Source organism: Neorhizobium sp. IRS_2294 (assembly GCF_050500145.1).
GTDB lineage: Bacteria > Pseudomonadota > Alphaproteobacteria > Rhizobiales > Rhizobiaceae > Neorhizobium > Neorhizobium soli.
Map to the genome: position 1 here is coordinate 1,289,828 of NZ_CP191439.1, position 22,012 is coordinate 1,311,839.

The 22,012-nt window shown below is 59.6% G+C and carries 21 protein-coding genes; all 21 read left to right on the forward strand.

Annotation, left to right across the window (positions count from 1 at the left end; translation table 11 throughout):
* Positions 1 to 260 precede the first annotated feature (260 nt).
* The 21 genes from ACQY1K_RS06150 (at position 261) to ACQY1K_RS06250 (ending at position 22,006) form a co-directional block, all read left to right on the forward strand.
* The gene (locus ACQY1K_RS06150) at positions 261 to 626 is read left to right on the forward strand and encodes an NADH-quinone oxidoreductase subunit A (protein ID WP_062453237.1); all 366 of its coding nucleotides are present in this window, start codon (positions 261 to 263) and stop codon (positions 624 to 626) included.
* Positions 617 to 1,198 carry a NuoB/complex I 20 kDa subunit family protein gene (locus ACQY1K_RS06155; protein WP_062453236.1) on the forward strand — a complete coding sequence of 194 codons (582 nt, stop codon included), beginning with the start codon at positions 617 to 619 and terminating at the stop codon, positions 1,196 to 1,198. Before ACQY1K_RS06150 ends, ACQY1K_RS06155 begins: the two co-directional genes overlap by 10 nt.
* Before the next feature lie 18 nt (positions 1,199 to 1,216).
* Positions 1,217 to 1,819, forward strand: a complete 603-nt coding sequence (locus ACQY1K_RS06160; RefSeq protein WP_184654921.1) for an NADH-quinone oxidoreductase subunit C — start codon at positions 1,217 to 1,219, stop codon at positions 1,817 to 1,819.
* A 234-nt stretch (positions 1,820 to 2,053) separates the two neighbouring features.
* On the forward strand, positions 2,054 to 3,244 hold the full coding sequence (locus tag ACQY1K_RS06165) for an NADH-quinone oxidoreductase subunit D (RefSeq protein ID WP_062580001.1): 1,191 nt from the start codon (positions 2,054 to 2,056) through the stop codon (positions 3,242 to 3,244).
* Between the two features lie 2 nt (positions 3,245 to 3,246).
* Complete coding sequence (locus ACQY1K_RS06170; protein WP_062580255.1) at positions 3,247 to 3,492, forward strand: hypothetical protein; 246 nt, start codon at positions 3,247 to 3,249, stop codon at positions 3,490 to 3,492.
* Between the two features lie 15 nt (positions 3,493 to 3,507).
* The gene (nuoE, locus tag ACQY1K_RS06175; RefSeq protein WP_174195981.1) at positions 3,508 to 4,440 is read left to right on the forward strand and encodes an NADH-quinone oxidoreductase subunit NuoE; all 933 of its coding nucleotides are present in this window, start codon (positions 3,508 to 3,510) and stop codon (positions 4,438 to 4,440) included.
* 91 nt (positions 4,441 to 4,531) lie between these two features.
* Positions 4,532 to 5,836 carry an NADH-quinone oxidoreductase subunit NuoF gene (nuoF, locus tag ACQY1K_RS06180; protein ID WP_092661984.1) on the forward strand — a complete coding sequence of 435 codons (1,305 nt, stop codon included), beginning with the start codon at positions 4,532 to 4,534 and terminating at the stop codon, positions 5,834 to 5,836.
* Between the two features lie 15 nt (positions 5,837 to 5,851).
* The gene (locus ACQY1K_RS06185) at positions 5,852 to 6,013 is read left to right on the forward strand and encodes a hypothetical protein (RefSeq protein ID WP_156466379.1); all 162 of its coding nucleotides are present in this window, start codon (positions 5,852 to 5,854) and stop codon (positions 6,011 to 6,013) included.
* Between the two features lie 56 nt (positions 6,014 to 6,069).
* On the forward strand, positions 6,070 to 8,151 hold the full coding sequence (gene nuoG / locus ACQY1K_RS06190; protein ID WP_430258538.1) for an NADH-quinone oxidoreductase subunit NuoG: 2,082 nt from the start codon (positions 6,070 to 6,072) through the stop codon (positions 8,149 to 8,151).
* A 7-nt stretch (positions 8,152 to 8,158) separates the two neighbouring features.
* On the forward strand, positions 8,159 to 9,202 hold the full coding sequence (nuoH, locus tag ACQY1K_RS06195) for an NADH-quinone oxidoreductase subunit NuoH (RefSeq protein ID WP_062454722.1): 1,044 nt from the start codon (positions 8,159 to 8,161) through the stop codon (positions 9,200 to 9,202).
* 39 nt (positions 9,203 to 9,241) lie between these two features.
* Complete coding sequence (gene nuoI / locus ACQY1K_RS06200) at positions 9,242 to 9,730, forward strand: NADH-quinone oxidoreductase subunit NuoI (RefSeq protein WP_062580005.1); 489 nt, start codon at positions 9,242 to 9,244, stop codon at positions 9,728 to 9,730.
* A gap of 139 nt (positions 9,731 to 9,869) precedes the next feature.
* On the forward strand, positions 9,870 to 10,484 hold the full coding sequence (locus tag ACQY1K_RS06205; RefSeq protein ID WP_062453230.1) for an NADH-quinone oxidoreductase subunit J: 615 nt from the start codon (positions 9,870 to 9,872) through the stop codon (positions 10,482 to 10,484).
* 27 nt (positions 10,485 to 10,511) lie between these two features.
* Positions 10,512 to 10,820, forward strand: a complete 309-nt coding sequence (nuoK, locus tag ACQY1K_RS06210) for an NADH-quinone oxidoreductase subunit NuoK (RefSeq protein ID WP_062453229.1) — start codon at positions 10,512 to 10,514, stop codon at positions 10,818 to 10,820.
* A gap of 7 nt (positions 10,821 to 10,827) precedes the next feature.
* Positions 10,828 to 12,828 carry an NADH-quinone oxidoreductase subunit L gene (gene nuoL / locus ACQY1K_RS06215; protein ID WP_430258539.1) on the forward strand — a complete coding sequence of 667 codons (2,001 nt, stop codon included), beginning with the start codon at positions 10,828 to 10,830 and terminating at the stop codon, positions 12,826 to 12,828.
* Positions 12,828 to 14,339, forward strand: coding sequence for an NADH-quinone oxidoreductase subunit M (locus ACQY1K_RS06220; protein WP_062453227.1), 1,512 nt, complete (start codon positions 12,828 to 12,830; stop codon positions 14,337 to 14,339). Before nuoL ends, ACQY1K_RS06220 begins: the two co-directional genes overlap by 1 nt.
* 18 nt (positions 14,340 to 14,357) lie before the next feature.
* The gene (nuoN, locus tag ACQY1K_RS06225) at positions 14,358 to 15,800 is read left to right on the forward strand and encodes an NADH-quinone oxidoreductase subunit NuoN (protein ID WP_062580011.1); all 1,443 of its coding nucleotides are present in this window, start codon (positions 14,358 to 14,360) and stop codon (positions 15,798 to 15,800) included.
* A 2-nt stretch (positions 15,801 to 15,802) separates the two neighbouring features.
* Positions 15,803 to 16,573: a biotin--[acetyl-CoA-carboxylase] ligase gene (locus ACQY1K_RS06230; protein ID WP_092661994.1), complete on the forward strand. Its 771-nt coding sequence runs from the start codon at positions 15,803 to 15,805 to the stop codon at positions 16,571 to 16,573.
* An 8-nt stretch (positions 16,574 to 16,581) separates the two neighbouring features.
* Positions 16,582 to 18,249 carry a ribonuclease J gene (locus tag ACQY1K_RS06235; RefSeq protein WP_184654927.1) on the forward strand — a complete coding sequence of 556 codons (1,668 nt, stop codon included), beginning with the start codon at positions 16,582 to 16,584 and terminating at the stop codon, positions 18,247 to 18,249.
* Between the two features lie 218 nt (positions 18,250 to 18,467).
* Positions 18,468 to 18,737, forward strand: coding sequence for a DUF1467 family protein (locus tag ACQY1K_RS06240; protein ID WP_113167090.1), 270 nt, complete (start codon positions 18,468 to 18,470; stop codon positions 18,735 to 18,737).
* Positions 18,738 to 19,268: 531 nt separating this feature from the next.
* Positions 19,269 to 20,591, forward strand: coding sequence for a proline--tRNA ligase (proS, locus tag ACQY1K_RS06245; protein WP_062453222.1), 1,323 nt, complete (start codon positions 19,269 to 19,271; stop codon positions 20,589 to 20,591).
* 107 nt (positions 20,592 to 20,698) lie between these two features.
* Entirely contained in the window at positions 20,699 to 22,006 is a 1,308-nt protein-coding gene (locus ACQY1K_RS06250; RefSeq protein ID WP_062453221.1) for a lipoprotein-releasing ABC transporter permease subunit, read from the forward strand.
* The last annotated feature ends 6 nt before the right edge of the window (positions 22,007 to 22,012 follow it).

Consider the following 22,012-nt stretch of genomic DNA (forward strand, 5'->3'; position numbering starts at 1 on the left):
TCTCGAATCGCTATTCCTGAATGAAACTCCATCGTTAGAAGACCGTCGGCAGACCCTTGGCCGGGAACATGTCGGGTACTGATTTGTTGGCGAACGAACTGGTGTTTTCCAGTGGAGTATTATTGGTAGGTGAGGGGGACTCAAAGGGCTTGCGCCTTTCCTCACGCTGCGCTAGTCACGCCTTGTTGCAATGCACGTACGCTTGTCGAATTCATGTTCGAGCGTCGCCCGGCGCTAAAGGCAAGCAGGGATCGAATATCATGAGTGAACTCCTCACTTCCTACGTCCCGATCGCGATCTTCATCGGTATATCCTTGGTGATCGGTCTGGCGCTTCTCATCGCGCCTTTCGCCGTTGCCTACAAGGCGCCTGATTCGGAAAAGCTTTCCGCCTACGAATGCGGCTTCAATGCCTTCGACGATGCCCGCATGAAGTTCGACATCCGCTTCTATCTCGTGTCGATTCTGTTCATCATTTTCGACCTCGAAGTTGCCTTCCTGTTCCCTTGGGCTGTGTCCTTCGGTGAAATCGGCTGGTTCGGCTTCTGGTCCATGATGGTGTTCCTGGGTGTCCTCACGATCGGCTTTATCTACGAATGGAAAAAAGGAGCGCTGGAATGGGAGTAGTCGATAGCGGCACAACTCTCGTCGCGCCGAAGTCCAAGGGTATTATCGACCCGAATACCGGCAAGCCGATTGGCAGCGACGACGCGTTCTTTGGCGAGATCAACAATGAGCTCGCCGACAAGGGCTTTCTTGTCACGTCGACCGACGAACTGATCAACTGGGCCCGTACCGGCTCGCTGATGTGGATGACGTTCGGTCTGGCCTGCTGCGCCGTCGAAATGATGCAGCTTTCCATGCCGCGTTATGACGTCGAGCGTTTCGGCTTTGCGCCACGCGCTTCGCCGCGCCAGTCGGACGTGATGATCGTGGCGGGAACGCTGACCAACAAGATGGCGCCTGCGCTTCGCAAGGTCTATGACCAGATGCCGGAGCCACGTTACGTCATCTCGATGGGATCATGTGCAAACGGCGGTGGGTATTATCACTATTCCTACTCCGTCGTTCGCGGTTGCGACCGCATCGTGCCGATCGACATCTACGTGCCGGGCTGTCCCCCCACGGCAGAGGCGCTGCTTTACGGCGTGCTCCTGCTGCAGAAGAAGATCCGGCGCACCGGAACGATCGAGCGTTGAGGGCTTGAGGAGGATATGATGACCGAGACCCTGAGCGAGCTTTCGACCTACATTCGTGAATCGCGCTCGACCCTGGTCGAAGACGCGGTGATGTCCTATGGCGAGCTGAACCTGATTGCCACCAGCGACAACATCATCGAGCTTCTGACCTTCCTGCGTGATGATCCGAAATGCGGTTTCATCAGCTTCATCGATATCTGCGGCGTCGATTATCCGGCCCGTGCGAAGCGTTTCGATGTGGTCTACCACCTGCTGTCGCCGCACCGGAACCTGCGTATCCGGATCAAGGTTGCAACGGGCGAGGACGAACCGGTTCCTTCGGCATTCTCGGTCTACCCGGGCGCCGACTGGTTCGAACGTGAGGCCTGGGATCTCTACGGCATCCTGTTTACCGGTCACCCGGATCTTCGCCGGATTCTCACCGATTACGGTTTCGAGGGGCATCCGCTCCGCAAGGACTTCCCGACGACCGGCTTCGTCGAGGTTCGTTACGACGACAGCGTCAAGCGCGTCGTCTACGAACCGGTCGAACTTCGGCAGGAATTCCGCAACTTCGATTTCCTTTCACCTTGGGAGGGGACGGATTACGTTCTTCCCGGTGACGAGAAGGCGAAGACCTGACGCGGTTGATTTGGTAATTGCCGGGTTGGGTGGACTTGGTTGAGGGAGCGGGCAGGCGGGTCGACTAGACGTGGTAATGTGATATCGGTCTAAAATATCAGGAGAGGACAGCAACGTGGTTGCACTCCCTGAAAGATCGGTTCCTACTGGGTTGGCATTCGTCTGAATTGATTGACATGACGATGAAGCAGAATTTCGGGCGGTTGCCCATTTTCCAAAGCGCGGAGCGCTGAAATGACGGAACACAACGTCCGGAACTTCAATATCAACTTCGGTCCGCAGCATCCGGCTGCCCACGGCGTTCTGCGTCTGGTGCTGGAACTGGATGGCGAGATCGTCGAGCGTGTCGATCCGCATATCGGCCTCCTGCATCGCGGCACCGAAAAGCTGATCGAGACCAAGACCTATCTGCAGGCCTTGCCCTATTTCGACCGGCTCGATTACGTCGCGCCGATGAACCAGGAGCATGCCTATTCGCTCGCGGTCGAAAAGCTGCTCGGCCTCGAGATCCCGATCCGCGGTCAGCTGATCCGCGTTCTCTATTCGGAAATCGGCCGTATCCTCTCGCATCTTCTCAACGTCACGACGCAGGCCATGGACGTCGGCGCTCTGACCCCGCCGCTTTGGGGCTTCGAAGAACGCGAAAAGCTGATGGTGTTCTATGAGCGCGCCTGCGGCGCCCGCATGCATGCGGCATACTTCCGTCCGGGCGGCGTCCATCAGGACCTGCCGGTGGACCTGGTTGAAGACATCGGCCAGTGGTGCGATGAATTCCCGGCAAAGCTCGACGACATCGACGACCTTTTGACCGGCAACCGTATTTTCAAGCAGCGTAACGTCGATATCGGCGTTGTGAGCCTCGACGATGCATGGGCCTGGGGCTTCTCCGGCGTCATGGTCCGCGGTTCGGGCGCGGCTTGGGATCTGCGTAAGTCGCAGCCTTACGAATGCTACGCCGACCTCGACTTCGATATTCCGATCGGCAAGAACGGCGATTGCTACGACCGCTACCTGATCCGCATGATCGAGATGCGCGAATCGTGCAAGATCATGAAGCAGTGCGTCAATCGTCTGCTCAGCGACGCAAAGACCGGCCCGGTGTCTTCGACCGACGGCAAGGTCGTGCCGCCGAAGCGTGGCGAGATGAAGCGTTCGATGGAAGCGCTGATCCACCACTTCAAGCTCTACACCGAAGGCTACCACGTTCCGGCCGGCGAAGTTTACGCGGCCGTCGAAGCGCCCAAGGGCGAGTTCGGCGTGTTCCTGGTCGCCGACGGCACCAACAAGCCCTACCGCTGCAAGATCCGCGCTCCGGGTTATGCACATCTCCAGGCGATGGACTTCATCTGTCGCGGACACCAGCTGGCGGACGTGTCCGCGGTGCTCGGTTCTCTGGACATCGTGTTCGGTGAGGTTGACCGCTGATGATGCTTCGCGCCGTCGCAGCCGCTGCTCTCGTGCTCTCTGCTCCTGCGGTCTCGCAGGCGCAGGAGGCGCTGTCGAGTGTCAGCGGCGGTTCGGCGTCGATGGCTACGCTCCTGTCCGATGGCTACGAGATCAAGACATCCGTACTCAACGGCACGAAGCTGATCGTGTTCATGCAGAAAGACAAGACGGCCTATGCCTGCGAATTCGTGACCCTCACGAGATCGCGGTGCGGGGTCATAAACTGATAAGGCGTTGAAAGCATGTCCGTTCGTCGACTAGCCGAAGAACAGTTCCAGCCGGCAAACTTCTCCTTCAACGAGGAGAATGCGGTCTGGGCAGAGGCAACGATCAGGAAATACCCGGAAGGCCGGCAGCAGTCGGCCGTCATTCCGTTGTTGATGCGTGCGCAGGAGCAGGATGGCTGGGTCACCCGTTCCGCCATCGAGCATATCGCCGCCAAGCTCGACATGGCCTATATCCGCGTTCTCGAAGTCGCGACCTTCTATACCCAGTTCCAGCTGAAGCCGATCGGCACCCGTGCGCATATCCAGGTCTGCGGCACGACGCCTTGTATGCTTCGCGGTTCGGAAGACCTGATCAAGGTCTGTCAGAAGAAGATCCACCACGATCCGCTGCATCTCAATGCAACCGGCACGTTGTCCTGGGAAGAGGTCGAGTGTCAGGGCGCCTGCGTCAACGCGCCGATGGTGATCATCTTCAAGGATGCCTACGAGGACCTGACCCCCGAGCGTCTTGAAGAAATCATCGACACGTTCGAGGCAGGCAAGGGCGCCGAGGTCAAGACCGGTCCGCAGATCGACCGTCATGAGTCGGCACCGATCGGTGCTCCGATCACGCTGGTCGACGATATCAAGCCTGTTCGCACCAATCTCGAGCCGCAGCCACAGGCTGTGACCGAGGGCGCATCTGTGCCACCGGCAAATGCCGGTCGTCCGAAGGATACGGCGCCTGAGACAGACAAGTCGCTGAAGACGCCGGTCACGGCGCCGAAGGCTGCTGCCGAGAACGTCAAGGTTGCCGAGAAGGGCGAAGGTTCGCCGACGACAACCGAGACGGCGCCAGCAGCGACCGGCAGCAAGGCCGAAGGCGCTCCGGCAGAGCTCGGCGTTCCCTCGGGCGAGACGAAGCCGAAGCGCAGCCGCAAGCCGAAGCCTGAAGGGGAAAGCTCCTGATGATGGGCGCGGCAAAGTTTCGGTCCGTCACTACGGGCATGCTGATGATGACATCCGATGTGATAAAGTCGGTCGAGTAGGTAGATAGATCATGTTGCAAGACCAGGATCGCATTTTCACCAATATCTACGGTCTCAAGGACAAGTCCTTGAAGGGCGCGATGAGCCGTGGCCACTGGGATGGTACGAAGATCATCATCGAGAAGGGCCGCGACTGGATCATCAACGAGATGAAGGCTTCCGGTCTTCGTGGTCGTGGTGGCGCAGGCTTCCCGACCGGGCTCAAGTGGTCCTTCATGCCGAAGGAGTCCGATGGTCGCCCGCACTACCTTGTCGTCAATGCCGACGAATCGGAGCCCGGCACCTGCAAGGACCGTGAAATCATGCGCAACGATCCGCATACGCTGATCGAAGGCTGCGTGATCGCCGGTTTCGCCATGAACGCGCATACCGCCTACATCTATGTCCGCGGCGAATACATGCGCGAGCGTGAAGACCTCCAGGCGGCGATCGATGAATGCTATGCTGCCGGTCTTCTCGGCGTGAACAACAAGAACGGCTGGGATTTCGACATCTACGTCCATCACGGCGCCGGTGCCTATATCTGCGGCGAAGAGACGGCGCTCCTCGAAAGCCTCGAAGGCAAGAAGGGCCAGCCGCGCCTGAAGCCTCCGTTTCCGGCCAATATGGGTCTCTACGGCTGCCCGACGACCGTCAACAACGTCGAATCGATCGCTGTTGCGCCGACCATTCTGCGCCGCGGAGCCTCGTGGTTCTCGTCGATCGGTCGTCCGAACAATGTCGGCACCAAGCTGTTCATGGTGTCTGGTCACGTCAACAAGCCCTGCACCTTTGAAGAGGCGATGGGTCTGTCGTTCCGCGAGATCATAGAGCATCACTGCGGCGGTATCCGCGGCGGTTGGGATAACCTTCTCGGCGTCATTCCCGGCGGCGCGTCCTGCCCGATCGTTCGCGGCGAAGACATGGCCGATGCCATCATGGACTTTGACGGCATGCGCGACGTGAAATCGTCGTTCGGCACGGGCGGCATGATCGTCATGGACAAGTCGACCGACGTCATCAAGGCGATCTGGCGCATCGCAGCCTTCTTCAAGCACGAGAGCTGCGGCCAGTGCACGCCGTGCCGCGAAGGCACGGGCTGGATGATGCGCGTTCTCGAGCGCATGGTGCGCGGCAACGCGCAGAAGCGCGAAATCGACATGCTCTTCCAGGTATCAAAGCAGATCGAAGGCCACACGATCTGTGCGCTCGGCGACGCGGCCGCTTGGCCGGTCCAGGGCCTGATCCGTAATTTCCGCCCCGAAATCGAGGCGCGTATCGACCAGTACACGAAGGACTCGACCTCACACGGCGCAGTTCTGGAAGCAGCGGAGTAACCGGACGGCATCTGCTTGAAGGTTGAAAAGAATTCGAAGGACAAAGGTGTTGGCGGGCTTGCCGCGATCGCCGCTTGGTCCGAAACAGATATTGCCCGGTTCGAAGACGACTTGGGTTTCGATGGGCGCATTTCGCGGGACGACTGGGTCGGCCAGGCGAGGGCGCTGTTGAAGTAAGGAATGTGTCCCTCGGCGAAACAGCTGATGGATGAACTGAGGACGTAGTTAAGACGATGACGAAGCTGAAGGTAGACGGCAAGGAAATCGAAGTCCCGGATCATTTCACGCTGCTTCAGGCGTGTGAGGAAGCCGGCGCCGAAATCCCGCGCTTTTGTTTCCACGAGCGTCTGTCCGTGGCAGGCAACTGTCGCATGTGCCTTATCGAGGTAAAGGGTGGCCCGCCAAAGCCGGCGGCATCCTGCGCGATGGGCGTGCGCGATATTCGCGGCGGCCCGAATGGCGAACTGCCGGAAGTCTTCACCAACACGCCGATGGTCAAGAAGGCCCGCGAAGGCGTGATGGAATTCCTGCTGATCAACCATCCGCTGGATTGCCCGATCTGCGACCAGGGTGGCGAATGCGACCTGCAGGACCAGGCGATGGCCTTCGGCATCGATAGCTCGCGCTACACCGAAAACAAGCGCGCCGTCGAAGACAAGTATATCGGACCGCTCGTCAAGACCGTGATGAACCGCTGCATTCACTGCACGCGCTGCGTCCGCTTCACGACCGAAGTCGGCGGCATTTCCGAGCTTGGCCTGATCGGCCGCGGCGAAGACGCCGAAATCACGACCTATCTCGAGCATGCGATGACCTCGGAGCTTCAGGGCAACGTCGTCGATCTCTGCCCCGTCGGTGCGCTCACCTCCAAGCCGTTTGCCTTCACGGCGCGTCCTTGGGAACTGAACAAGACCGAATCGATCGACGTCATGGACGCCGTCGGTTCCGCGATCCGCGTCGATACGCGCGGCCGCGAAGTGATGCGCATCATGCCGCGCGTCAACGAGCAGGTGAACGAAGAGTGGATCTCGGACAAGACCCGTTTCATCTGGGACGGCCTGAAGACCCAGCGCCTAGATCGCCCTTATGTCCGCAAGGATGGCCGTCTGCAGGCTGCAAGCTGGGCTGAAGCCTTTGCAGCGATCAAAACAGCTGTTTCTTCGACATCCGGCGACAAGATCGGCGCAATTGCGGGCGATCTGGCTTCGGTCGAGGAAATGTACGCGCTGAAGTCGCTGATGACATCGCTCGGTTCGGAAAACATCGATTGTCGCCAGGACGGGACGGCGCTCGATCCGTCGCTCGGTCGCGGCAGCTACATCTTCAACCCGACCATCGAAGGCATCGAACAGGCCGGTGGCCTGCTTCTGATCGGGGCCAACCCGCGTTATGAAGCTTCGGTTCTAAACGCCCGCATTCGCAAGCGTTTCCGCCGCGGCAATTTCCCGATCGGCGTGATCGGTGAAGTGAGCGAACTCCGCTACGCCTACGACTATCTCGGCGCAGGCCCGGACTCGCTTGCCGAGCTTTCCGCCGGCAGCAACAGCTTTGCTGAAAAGCTCCGCGGCGTGAAGAACCCGATGATCATCGTAGGGCAGGGGGCTCTGTCGCGTCCGGATGGTCTCGCCATTCTCCAGGCAGCTGCAAAGCTTGCCGGTTCCGTCGGTGCGCTGACGGAGGAGTGGAACGGTTTCGGCGTGCTGCACACCGCAGCATCACGCGTCGGCGGTCTTGATCTCGGCTTCGTGCCGGGTGCCAAGGGTGCCAATGCCGCCACCATGCTGAAGTCGATGGACGTTCTCTTCCTGCTTGGCGCCGACGAGATGGAATTCTCGACGAAATACGCCAAGTTCACCGTCTATATCGGCAGCCACGGCGATAACGGCGCGCATACCGCCGACGTCATCCTGCCGGCCGCGACCTACACGGAAAAGTCCGGAACCTGGGTCAACACCGAAGGCCGCGTCCAGATGGGCAACCGTGCCGGCTTCGCGCCGGGCGAAGCCCGCGAGGATTGGGCAATCATCCGCGCCCTGTCAGACGTGCTCGGCAAGAAGCTGCCGTTCGACTCGCTTTATGCTCTGCGTGCGAAGCTCTATGCGGATCACCCGCATTTTGCGGATCTCGACGAGATCGCGACCGGCTCGGTCAACGACATCGCCACCCTCGGCCTGAAATCCGGTGAGCTTTCCAAGGGCGGCTTCACGACGCCGATCAAGGATTTCTATCTGACCAACCCGATCGCCCGCGCATCTGCCGTCATGGCGGAGTGCTCGGCACTGGCCCGCAACAATTTCCAGGTTGCGGCGGAGTAATATGAACATGGATTCGTTCTTCTGGACCTACGTTTGGCCGGCACTGATCATGGTTGGGCAGTCTCTTCTGCTCCTGGTCTGCCTTCTGGTCTTCATTGCCTATATCCTTCTCGCCGACCGCAAGATCTGGGCGGCCGTTCAGCTGCGCCGTGGTCCAAACGTCGTTGGTCCGTTCGGTCTGTTCCAGTCCTTCGCCGACCTTCTGAAGTTCATCCTGAAGGAGCCGATCATTCCGGCTGGCGCCAACAAGGGCGTCTTCCTTCTGGCGCCGCTGATTTCGGTGACGCTGGCACTCGCCACCTGGGCGGTCATTCCGTTCAGCCAGAACTGGGTTATCGCCAACATCAATGTCGGTATCCTCTACGTCTTTGCGATCTCGTCGCTCGAAGTCTACGGCATCATCATGGCCGGCTGGGCATCGAACTCGAAATACCCGTTCCTCGGTGCACTTCGCTCCGCGGCGCAGATGGTGTCATATGAAGTCTCGATCGGCTTCGTCATCGTCTCGGTCCTGCTCTGCGTCGGCTCGCTCAACCTGACCGACATCGTCAATGCACAGCATGACGGCCTCGGCACGATGATGGGTCTGCCGGCCTCGTTCCTCGACTGGCACTGGCTGGCACTGTTCCCGATGTTCGTGATCTTCTTCATCTCGGCCTTGGCAGAAACCAACCGTCCCCCGTTCGATTTGCCGGAAGCGGAATCCGAACTTGTCGCCGGTTACATGGTCGAGTATTCGTCAGCGCCATACATGATGCTGATGCTCGGCGAATACGCCGCCATCCTGATGATGTGCTCGCTGACCACTATTCTTTTCCTCGGAGGCTGGCTGCCGCCGGTAGACGTCTGGTTCCTCAACTGGGTTCCCGGCATCATCTGGTTCATGCTGAAAGGCTCCATGGTCTTCTTCATGTTCGCTATGGTGAAGGCCTTCGTACCGCGCTATCGCTACGACCAACTCATGCGGCTCGGCTGGAAGGTGTTTCTGCCTCTGTCGCTCGCCATGGTCGTGATCGTTGCATTCGTGCTGAAACTGATGGGATGGGCATGATCATGGCCCGTTCATCACTCGGCATCATTGGAGAATAAGATGGCTATTGCTCAGGCTATCAACTCGCTGTTCCTGAAGGAATTCGTCGGCGCCTTCTTCCTGTCGATGAGGTATTTCTTCAAGCAGAAGGCAACGATCAACTACCCGTTCGAAAAGGGCCCGGTGTCGCCGCGCTTCCGTGGCGAACATGCGCTGCGCCGTTATCCGAACGGCGAAGAGCGTTGCATCGCCTGCAAGCTGTGCGAGGCGATCTGTCCCGCCCAGGCGATCACCATCGAAGCCGGCCCGCGCCGCAACGACGGCACCCGCCGCACGGTGCGTTACGATATCGACATGGTGAAGTGCATCTACTGCGGCTTCTGCCAGGAAGCCTGCCCGGTCGATGCGATCGTCGAAGGTCCGAATTTCGAATTCTCGACGGAAACCCGCGAAGAACTGTATTTCGACAAGGCACGTCTTCTCGAAAACGGCGATCGTTGGGAGCGTGAAATTGCGCGCAACATCGGGATCGACTCGCCCTACCGGTAACGGGGCGAGCATGCCGTCGCTCTGATCGGGCGCCGGGCAAGCATTGGTCATTTAATCTCGGTGCGTTCGAAGCGCCGGGTTCTGACGGGCAGGGGGCTTTTTGGAAGCGCCGCCCGATGAGGAACGAAAAGGCACCACGATGGGTCTGCAGGCTATCTTTTTCTACATCTTCGCGTTCATCGCGGTGGCGTCGGCGTTCATGGTCATCTCGGCCAAGAACCCGGTCCATTCGGTGCTCTTCCTCATCCTCACCTTCTTCAATTCGGCGGGCCTGTTCCTGCTGACCGGGGCCGAGTTCCTGGCGATGATCCTGCTCGTCGTCTATATCGGCGCGGTCGCGGTTCTCTTCTTGTTCGTCGTGATGATGCTCGACATCGACTTTGCCGAACTGCGCTCCGGTATTCTGCAATACGCGCCGATCGGCATCGTCATCGGGCTGATCCTTGCGGCTGAACTGATCGTCGTCATCGGCGGCTCGGTGCTGGCACCGGAGGCGGCGAAATCCATAACGATGCCGATCCCGAACCCCGCCGTGCGCACCAACACGGCCGCTCTCGGCGATGTGCTCTATACAAATTACGTCTATTTCTTCCAGCTCGCCGGCATGGTGCTTCTGGTCGCAATGATCGGCGCCATCGTGCTGACGCTGCGCCATCGCACCAACGTCAAGCGTCAGGATATTTCGAGGCAGGTTGCACGCACGCCCGAAACCGCCGTCGAGGTGGTCAAGGTCAAGTCCGGCCAGGGTCTCTGAAGGTAGCGGGAACAAGGAACAACAAACATGGAAATCGGTCTTTCCCACTATCTCACGGTCAGCGCCATCCTGTTCACGCTCGGCGTGTTCGGTATCTTCCTGAACCGCAAGAACGTCATCATCATCCTGATGTCGGTCGAGCTTATCCTGCTCGCGGTCAACCTCAACATGGTGGCCTTCTCATCCTTCCTGAACGACATCGTCGGCCAGGTCTTCGCACTGTTCATTCTGACCGTCGCTGCTGCGGAAGCCGCCATCGGTCTTGCAATTCTCGTCGTCTTCTACCGCAACCGCGGCTCGATCGCGGTCGAAGACGTCAATATGATGAAGGGCTGATCGGGTCATGATCTACAAGGCAATCGTCTTTCTTCCCCTGATCGGCTTCCTGATCGCCGGCCTGTTCGGCCGCCAGATCGGCGCCAAGGCTTCCGAATACGTCACCAGCGGTCTGATGATCATCGCGGCGATCCTCTCCTGGATTGTCTTCTTCAACGTGGCCCTTCACCACGGCGAGGCCGGCGAAGTCATCAAGGTTCCGGTGATGCAGTGGATCCAGTCCGGCGGCATCGACGTCGAATGGGCGTTCCGCATCGATACGCTGAGCGCGATCATGTTCGTCGTGGTCAACTCCGTGTCGACGCTCGTGCACATCTACTCGATCGGCTACATGCACCACGATCCGCATCGCCCGCGGTTCTTCGCCTACCTGTCGCTGTTCACCTTTGCGATGTTGATGCTGATCACGTCGGACAACCTGGCCCAGATGTTCTTCGGCTGGGAAGGCGTGGGTCTCGCGTCCTATCTGCTGATCGGCTTCTGGTACAAGAAGCCGTCCGCTTCGGCTGCAGCCATGAAGGCGTTCATCGTCAACCGCGTCGGCGACTTTGGCTTCATCCTTGGCATTGCCGGCCTGTTCGTGCTGTTCGGCTCGATCAGCTTCGAAACCATCTTCGCCGCTGCTGCCAACTACCTGCCGGCTGAAGGTGCACCGGAAGCGACGCAGGTCGTCGCCAATATATTCGGCATGGAACTGACACGGGCGACAGCACTCACCGTCGTCTGCCTGCTTCTGTTCATGGGCGCCATGGGCAAGTCGGCGCAGTTCCTGCTGCACACCTGGTTGCCGGACGCGATGGAAGGCCCGACCCCCGTGTCGGCCCTTATTCACGCTGCGACCATGGTCACCGCCGGTGTGTTCCTCGTCGCCCGCATGTCGCCGGTGTTTGAACTGTCGCCGGATGCGCTGACCATCGTCACCATCATCGGCGCGATCACAGCCTTCTTCGCGGCAACCGTCGGCCTCGTACAGAACGACATCAAGCGCGTCATCGCCTATTCGACCTGTTCGCAGCTCGGGTACATGTTCGTGGCGCTCGGCGTCGGCGCTTATGGTGCCGCTGTATTCCACCTGTTCACGCATGCCTTCTTCAAGGCGCTTCTGTTCCTATGCGCCGGCTCGGTCATCCACGCCGTCGACGGCGAGCAGGACATGCGCCACATGGGCGGCCTCCGCTCCCACATCAAGCTCACCTTCGCCATGATGCTCATTGGCACGCTTGCCATCACCGGTGTCGGCATTCCGTTCACGCCAATCGGTTTTGCAGGCTTCTTCTCGAAGGACTTCATCATCGAGGCGACCTACGCATCCCACTCGCCGGTTGCAGGCTTTGCCTTCACGCTGCTGGTCATTGCCGCGATGTTCACGAGCTTCTATTCGTGGCGCCTGATCTTCCTCACCTTCTTCGGCAAGCCGCGTGCGAGCCATGAAGTGATGCATCACGTCCATGAGAGCCCCAACGTCATGCTGGTGCCGCTCTACATCCTGGCAGCCGGCGCAGTGCTCGCTGGTGTCGTGTTCAAGGAATTCTTCTACGGCCACGACTACGACGCCTTCTGGAAGGGCGCGATGTTCACGTCCGAGCAGAACGAACTGCTGCACGAGTTCCACCACGTGCCGGCACTGGTGGCTGTGTCGCCATTCATCGCCATGCTGATCGGACTTGTCACCGCCTGGTACTTCTACATCAAGTCGCCGGAAACCCCGAAGCGTCTCGCCGCTTCGCAGCAGGGCCTCTACCAGTTCCTGCTGAACAAGTGGTATTTCGACGAACTCTACGACTTCCTCTTCGTCCGCTCGGCCAAGGCTCTCGGCCGCTTCCTGTGGAAGAAGGGTGACGTCGCCGTCATCGATAACTACGGCCCCAACGGCGTCGCCGCCCGCGTGGTCGATATCACCGACCGGGTGGTCAAGCTGCAGTCCGGTTACCTTTATCACTACGCGTTCGCGATGCTGATCGGCGTCGCCGCCCTCGTCACATGGATGATGCTCGGGAGCTCAATGTAATGACCGACTGGCCAATTCTCTCGACGGTCACCTTCCTGCCGCTGGTCGGCGTTCTCCTCCTCTTGCTGACAAACGGCGAGGGAGCGAACGGTCGCCGCAACGTGCTCAACATCGCGCTCCTGACGACGGTCGTCACCTTCATCGTCTCTCTGTTCATCTGGATCGGTTTCGACAATTCGAACCCGGGCTTCCAGATGGTCGAAAAGCATGAGTGGCTGAGCACCGGGATTTCCTATCATCTCGGCGTCGACGGCATCTCCATGCTGTTCGTCATCCTGACGACATTCCTGATGCCGTTCTGCGTGCTTGCCAGCTGGGAAGCGATCGAGAAGCGCATCAAGGAATACATGATTGCCTTCCTGCTTCTGCAGGTGGCCATGACCGGCGTCTTCGTCGGCCTCGATATCGTTCTGTTCTACATCTTCTTCGAAGCGACGCTGATCCCGATGTTCATCATCATCGGTGTCTGGGGCGGCAAGGATCGCGTCTACGCCTCCTACAAGCTGTTCCTCTACACGCTTCTCGGTTCGGTTCTGATGATGCTGGCTGTCATGGCTATGTACTGGCAGGCCGGCACGACCGATATGACCGAGCTTCTGAAGTTCGGCTTCCCGGCCGGCGTCCAGACCTGGCTGTGGCTTGCATGCTTTGCAGCCTTCGCGGTCAAGATGCCGATGTGGCCGGTCCACACCTGGCTTCCAGATGCGCACGTTCAGGCTCCGACCGCAGGTTCGGTCATCCTGGCCGGCGTCATGCTGAAGCTCGGCGGTTACGGCATGATCCGTATCCTCTTGCAGATGTTCCCGCTGGCATCCGAGTACTTCGCGCCGATGGTGTTTGCGCTGTCCGTCATTGCCATCATCTACACCTCGCTGGTGGCGATGATGCAGGACGACATCAAGAAGCTGATCGCTTACTCGTCGGTTGCCCACATGGGCTACGTCACGATGGGCATCTTTGCGGCAAACCAGCAGGGCGTGCAGGGTGCGATCTTCCAGATGCTGTCGCACGGCATCGTCTCTGGCGCGCTCTTCCTCTGCGTCGGCGTTGTCTATGACCGCCTCCATACCCGCGAGATCTCGGCTTACGGTGGTCTCGTCAACAACATGCCGAAATATGCCGTCGCCTTCATGATCCTCACCATGGCGAATGTCGGTCTTCCGGGAACGTCCGGCTTCGTCGGCGAATTCCTCACGATCATGGGCGTTTTCCGGGTCAACACCTGGGTGGCATTGTTTGCCGCAACCGGCGTCATCCTTTCCGCGTCCTATGCGCTCTGGCTCTATCGCCGGGTCATTTTCGGGGCACTGGAAAAGGAAAAGCTGAAGGCACTTCTCGACCTTTCGACGCGAGAGAAGTTCCTGCTCTACCCACTGGTCGCGCTCACGATTTTCTACGGTTTCTATCCAATGCCGGTCCTCAATGCGACCGCAGCCTCGGTGGATCTCGTGGTGAACAATTACTCCGCAGCCTTGGCCGCAGCAAAGAACCTTGCACTCAACGTGCACTGAGACGGGACGAAACTGGACATGACCGCTGAACTCTTGAGCCAAAGCCTGCGTCTGGCCCTGCCGGAAGTCATCCTGGCCGTAGGCGCGCTCGCCCTTCTGATGATTGGCGTCTTCTCCGGCGAGAAATCCGCCCCGCTGGTCACCGGTCTTGCGATCGCCCTTCTGGCGGTCGTAGGTGCCATGCTGATCTTCATGACCGGCGACGGTCAGGCCTTCGGCGGCGCCTTCGTATCGGATACGTTCGCCCGCTTCATGAAGATCCTGGCACTGATCGGTTCGATCACCGCCATGGTCATGTCGATGGGGCAGGCCAAGGCGCTGGAACTCGACAAGTTCGAATTCCCGGTTCTGCTGGTTCTCGCGACGCTCGGCATGATGGTGCTGATCTCGGCCAACGATCTGCTCGCCTTCTATCTCGGCCTCGAGCTGATGTCGCTGGCGCTCTACGTTGTCGCTGCCTTCAGCCGCGACAACCTGCGCTCCACGGAAGCGGGCCTCAAGTACTTCGTTCTCGGCGCCCTGTCGTCGGGCATGATGCTCTACGGCATGTCGCTGGTCTACGGCTTCACCGGCAATACCGGCTTCGACGAGATCGCCACCGTTCTGTCGTCTGAAGAGCGCGGCCTCGGCCTCATCTTCGGCATGGTCTTCATCCTTGCCGGCGCCTGCTTCAAGATCTCCGCCGTGCCGTTCCACATGTGGACGCCGGACGTTTACGAAGGTGCACCGACACCGGTGACGGCCTTCTTCGCGTCGGCGCCGAAGGTTGCGGCCATGGCAATCCTGGTTCGTGTCGTCTCGGAAGCCTTCCTGCCGATCCTTTCCGACTGGCGCCAGATCATCGTCTTCGTGGCGATCGCATCGATGCTGCTCGGTTCCTTCGCGGCCATCGGCCAGAAAAACATCAAGCGCCTGATGGCCTATTCCTCGATCGGCCACATGGGCTACGCACTGGTCGGCCTTTCTGCCGGCACGGAAACCGGCGTCTCCGGCGTCGTGCTCTACATGACCATCTACATGGTGATGACGCTCGGCACCTTTGCCTGCATCATGGCGATGCGCCGCGAAGACGGTACCTATGTCGAAACCGTGGAAGATCTCGCAGGTCTTTCCTCGACCAAGCCCTTCATGGCTCTGGTGCTGACTGCGCTGATGTTCTCGATGGCCGGCATTCCGCCGCTCGCGGGCTTCTTCGCCAAGTACTTCGTGTTCGTCGCGGCGATTGAGGCAAAGCTCTATGCGCTGGCAATCATCGGCGTGCTCTCCTCGGTCGTCGGCGCCTACTACTACCTGCGCATCGTCAAGCTGATGTGGTTCGATGAGCCGAAGGGTCAGTTTGCCCGCGTCTCCGGCGAACTGCGTCTGATCTTCGGTCTGTCCGGTCTGTTCGTGGTCGCCTATGTGCTGATCGGTGGACCGATCGGCTCGGCCGCCAGCGCTGCAGCGAAGTCGTTCTTCTGAGGATGACGTTGAGGGGCCGAAGCCTGTCGCTCGATGCGTTTCGTCACGAAGCCCTGAACGAGGTTGGCTCCACCAACACAGAATGCCTCGCCCGCGCCCGTGCGGGCGAAGCCGGTTTGTTGTGGTTGACCGCCAGCCGCCAGACAGACGGCCGTGGTCGCCGCGGCCGCGCCTGGACGTCAGAGCCCGGCAATCTCTATGCCTCGCTGCTGCTGATCGATCCGGCGCCACCAGAGCGCCTCTCGTCGCTCCCGCTTGCTGTCGCTGTCGCTGTTCACGCCGCCCTGCGGGCCGTTCTTCCCACCGGTGGAGAGCCGCTCGAGGTCAAATGGCCGAACGATATCCTGATCGGCCGCAAGAAAACCTGCGGTATCCTCATTGAAAGCGAAGCGCTTCCGGGCGGCCACCGTGCGCTCGTGATTGGCATCGGCATCAATATTCGCCACATGCCCGATAGCGCACCCTACGGTGTCACACGTCTCCACGACCAAGGGTCTTCTGCGTCGCCAGAGGATGTCTTCGCACATCTTTTCAGGGAGATGGCGACAGTTCTGGAGGAATGGGACGAGGGTCGGGGTATTACCACAGTCGTCGACAGATGGCGCCGCGTCGCATGCGGAATTGGTGAGAAAATTACGGTAAATCTACCTGAGCGCTCGCTAAACGGCACATTCGCAGGTATCGATGACACTGGATTTCTGCTGCTTGATACCGGCCATGGCTCTTTGATGCCGATCGCAGCAGGCGATGTATTTTTTGCAAGAACGGAATAACAATAAAAATGGCTAAACAGGACGAACTGGTGTTCCTGCCGCTTGGCGGCGTGGGTGAGATCGGCATGAACCTCGCTCTCTACGGCTACGGAACGCCGGACAAGCGGCAGTGGATCATGGTCGATTGCGGCGTCACTTTTCCAGGTCCGGACCTGCCGGGCGTGGATCTTGTCCTACCCGATATCCGGTTTCTGACGGCCCAGAAGAAAAACATCAAGGCGATGATCATCACGCACGCGCATGAGGATCATTACGGCGCCATGAATGATCTGTGGCCCGGCCTCAACGTGCCGGTCTACGCCTCGCCGTTTACCGCGGGCATGCTGGAAGCAAAGCGGAATTACGAAGGCACGCGCGCCGAAATCCCGATCACCATCTTCAAGGCTGGCGACCGCATCAATGTCGGCCCGTTCGAGATCGAAGCCGTCGGCGTCAACCACTCGATCCCAGAGCCGATGTCGCTGGTCATCCGCACGCCGCTCGGAAATGTCGTCCATACCGGCGACTGGAAGATCGACCATGCGCCGTCGCTCGGGCCACTGACCGACGAGAACCGTTTCCGCGCGATCGGCGACGAGGGCGTTCTCGCACTGATGTGCGACAGCACCAATGCGCTGCGCGAAGGCGTTTCCCCCTCCGAAGAAGAAGTGTCGGAAGGCCTGCGCCAGGTCATTCAAAATGCTGCGGGCAGGGTGGCGATCACCACCTTCTCGTCGAATGTCGGCCGCATCCGCTCGATCGCCGAAGCGGCGGACGCCGCCGGCCGCGAAGTGCTGCTGCTCGGCTCGTCGCTGAAGCGCGTCGTTGCCGTTGCCCGTGATCTCGGTATCATGGAAGGCATCAAGCCCTTCATCTCCGAAGACGAGTTCGGCTACATCCCGCGCGACAAGGTCGTCGTGATCCTGACGGGCAGCCAGGGCGAGTCGCGCGCAGCGCTTGCCAAGATCTCCCGCGACGAGATGCGCAACGTCGCCTTCGCAGCTGGCGATACGGTCGTATTCTCCTCGCGCACCATTCCGGGCAACGAAAAGCCGATCATCGAGATCAAGAACGCGCTGATCGAACAGGGCATCAAGATCATCACCGACTCGGATGCGCTTGTGCATGTTTCCGGCCACCCGCGCCGCAATGAACTTCTGAAGATGTACGAGTGGACGAGACCGGAGATCCTCGTGCCTGTTCACGGCGAGGCAGCCCACCTTACCGCCCAGGCAGCGCTCGGCGCCACTGCCGGCATCAAGACCATCCCGCGCGTGCGCAACGGCAATATTTTGCGTCTCGCACCGGGCCCGGCCCAGGTCATCGACGATGCGCCACATGGCCGCGTCTTCAAGGACGGCAAGCTGATCGGCGACTTTGAGGAAATGGGTATTGGCGACCGCCGCAAGCTCTCCTTTGCCGGTCACGTCTCGGTCAACGTGCTGCTCGACAGCCGCTTCGACTTCCTGAGCGATCCCGACGTCGTTGCCTTCGGCATGCCGGAGGTCGACTATGAGGGCGAGGACATGGAGGACACGCTCTATGACGCGGTTCTTAATGCGATCGAAAGCATTCCGCGCGCCCGCCGCAAGGATCTCGACATGCTGCGCGAAGCCGTGCGTCGCTCCGTCCGTTCCGCGGCCAACCTGGCCTGGGGCAAGAAGCCGGTCGTGACGGTGTTCGTCTCCAAGGTCTAAGGCGCCGTCGCCAAACCAAGTCTGCCCGCGGCCTCCGACACCTTCTCCTCGCTGTAAGCGTCAAGAGGGTCCGGGGCCGGGCAGATGTGTCAGCATTTCAGCATGTTGGCTGCGTCTGCGGAATCAATCTCGCAGAGCTTGGCCGGACGGGAAATATCGAACCTCGTCCTTTGCGCCCGGCATCCTCTGTTCTATAGGTAGTGCGGAGGAGACACATCATGCCATTGCTGACCGTCGCTGCGATCTATTTCATTCTCTGGTGGACGGTTCTGTTCGCCGTCCTGCCGCTTGGCTATCGCAGTCAGCAGGATGATGGGGAAGTGATGATCGGGACGGTTGAAAGTGCGCCCGTTCGATTCCGCGGAGGCAGGGTCATCTTGTTGACGACCGTGATCTCGGCGGCGCTCTACCTCACCTACCATCTCGCCTCCACCTATTTCGGCTTCGGGATCGACAGCATTCCCAACTTCATGCCGACATTTGAGTAGGGCGCTGCTGGCGGACGTGTCATCCGGCTGTCATTTTCTTCAGGCATAGCAGCGACGAATTGCAGCTTTCGTTCTGGATTTCTGCAGAAGCGGCCCGGCCTGTGAGCAGGCCAAAAAAAAACAAGGCGGTTAAGCCTTGTTTTTCAGTTTCGCGTGATACTCATTCCGTTGCCGGGGCTGCGACGAGCGCGCCAGAGATCTGATCCTCCCAAGACTTGACCGCGAACTGGCAAGAATTTGAACTCCTTGCCTCTTTTGTGAGCTGAACCTAGCCCAACGAATGTGCTTTGTCACTCGATTTTTTTGCATTTTTGACACAGTTTGGCAAAAATTTCCCGTGGACGAATTTGTCGCAGGGCTTGTCATCAAACCGTTGAGCTCCAGTCGTTGCAAGCGCAATCTGCTGTTCCGCAGCGTGCGCTATGGGTTCCATTTGCGCCCTCGAACGGCTATGTACGCCGTCAAAGTTTAAACCAAGAAACGGCCGATTCCCTTGTTATCTGGGGAACGCCTCGGAAACCGGAAACGTCCATGCGTCTGTCCCGCTATTTTATGCCCATCCTGAAGGAAAACCCCAAGGAAGCGGAAATTGTCTCGCACCGGCTGATGCTGCGTGCGGGCATGATCCGTCAGCAGAGCCAGGGCATCTATTCCTGGCTGCCGCTTGGCAAGCGCGTGCTGGACAAGGTCAACAAGATCGTCCGCGAGGAACAGAACCGGGCTGGCGCCGTCGAACTGATGATGCCGACGCTGCAGTCGGCCGAGCTGTGGCAGGAAAGCGGTCGCTACGACGCGTACGGCAAGGAAATGCTGCGCATCAAGGACCGCCAGGAGCGGCCGATGCTCTACGGACCGACCAACGAGGAAATGATCACGGATATCTTCCGGTCCTACGTCAAGTCCTACAAGAGCTTGCCGCTCAACCTCTACCATATCCAGCTGAAGTTCCGCGACGAGATCCGCCCGCGTTTCGGCACCATGCGCTCGCGCGAATTCCTGATGAAGGATGCCTATTCCTTCGATTTGAACAAGGAAGACGCCGTCCATTCGTATAACAAGATGTTCGCGGCCTATCTGCGCACCTTCGATCGGCTGGGACTGCGCGCCATTCCGATGCGTGCCGATACCGGCCCGATCGGCGGCAACCACAGCCACGAGTTCATCATCCTTGCCGAAACCGGTGAGTCGGAAGTGTTCTCGCACCGGGACTTCGTCAATTTCGACATTCCCGGCGAAGACACCGATTTCGACGATGTCGCCGGCATGCAGGCGATCTTTGACAAGTGGACATCGGTCTACGCCGCGACGTCCGAAATGCACGACGAATCGGCCTTCGATCAGATCCCGGATGCCGATCGCCTCTCTGCCCGCGGCATCGAAGTCGGCCATATCTTCTATTTCGGCACGAAATATTCCGAGCCGATGGGCGCAAAGGTGCAGGGCCCTGATGGCAAGGAACATCTTGTCCACATGGGATCCTACGGCATCGGGCCGACACGCCTTGTTCCCGCCATCATCGAAGCATCGCATGACGATAACGGAATCATCTGGCCGGCATCCGTTGCGCCGTTCGATGTCGTGGTGATCAACATGAAGCCCGGTGACGAGGCATGCGATCGTCTGTCGGAAGATCTCTACGCAAAGCTCAACAAGGCCGGTAAGGACGTGCTGCTTGACGATACCGACGAACGCGCCGGCACCAAGTTCGCGACAGCGGATCTGATCGGTGTTCCGGTACAGATAATCGTCGGTCCGCGCTCCGCCGCCAACGGCGAGGTCGAGGTCAAGGACCGCAAGTCCGCAGCCCGTGACGTCATGACGCTCGAAGCGGCGCTCAACCGCGTCGCCGGATGATCGGACACCGACGTCTTGCCGGGCCAGTCTGACGACAGGCTAGGCAGGCATATCTGATACAGCAGCGCGGGAAGCCTCCCGCGCGCTCCATGTGTAAGGAAGCGTGAATGGCGAGCATCGCGACGAGTGGTGAACCAGAGAAGGTCGACAAGTCTCCGCGGGCTGGCGCTTTCTCGTCGTTCGAGCGAATGGTCGCCTGGCGCTACCTGCGCTCGCGCCGCAAGGAAGCCTTCATCTCGGTCATCGCGGGCTTCTCTTTCGTCGGCATCATGCTTGGCGTCGCGACACTGATCATCGTGATGGCGGTCATGAACGGCTTTCGCACCGAGCTCATTTCCCGCATTCTCGGCATCAACGGCCACATGGTGATCCAGCCGATCGACCAGCCGTTCACCGATTACGCCGAACTGACCAAGAAATTCGCTGCCGTTCCCGGCGTCAAGATGGCCCTGCCGCTTGTCGAGGGGCAGACGCTGGCATCCGGCAAGGGTGGCGCCGGTTCCGGCGCTCTTGTGCGCGGCGTACGGCCGGAAGACCTTGAGAAGGTCACGGAAGTTGCTGGTAATATCAAGCAGGGCGATATCGTCGGCTTCGCGTCGGGGCAGGGCGTTCTTGTCGGCTCAAGGCTTGCCTCGCAGCTCGGCATTTCGGCCGGCGACCAGATCACGCTGATTTCGCCCGAAGGCGACGTGACACCGATGGGTGTCAATCCGCGCGTTAAATCCTATCCCGTGTCCGGCGTTTTCGAGATCGGCATGTCGGAATACGACGCGACGATCATCTACATGCCGCTTGAGGAATCGCAGCTCTATTTCAATGCCGAAGGGCTGGTGCAGTCGATCGAACTGTTCATCGATCACCCCGACAATGTCGAGGACATGCGTCCGCTGGTGGAGCAGGCTGCCGGTCGCCAGATTTTCATTACCGACTGGCGCCAACGCAACCAGACGTTCTTCTCGGCGCTTCAGGTTGAACGCAACGTGATGTTCATGATCCTGACCCTGATCGTGCTGGTCGCGGCACTCAACATCATCTCGGGCCTGATCATGCTGGTGAAGGACAAGGGCTCCGATATCGCAATCCTGCGCACGATGGGCGCGAGTTCCGGCGCCATCATGCGGATCTTCTTCATGACGGGTGCTGCTATCGGCATCGTTGGCACGTTTGCCGGCGTCGCGCTCGGCGTTATCGTCTGCCTCAACATCGAATCGATCCGACAGTTCTTCTCCTGGGTCTCGGGCACCATCCTGTTTGATCCGGAGCTCTATTTCCTCAGCCAGCTTCCGGCCGAAATGAGTTTTGGCGAGACCTTCTCGGTCGTCATCATGGCGCTGGTCCTGTCCTTCTTCGCCACCATTTTCCCGGCATGGAGAGCCTCGAAGCTCGATCCTGTCCAGGCCCTCCGATACGAATAGGTCTCC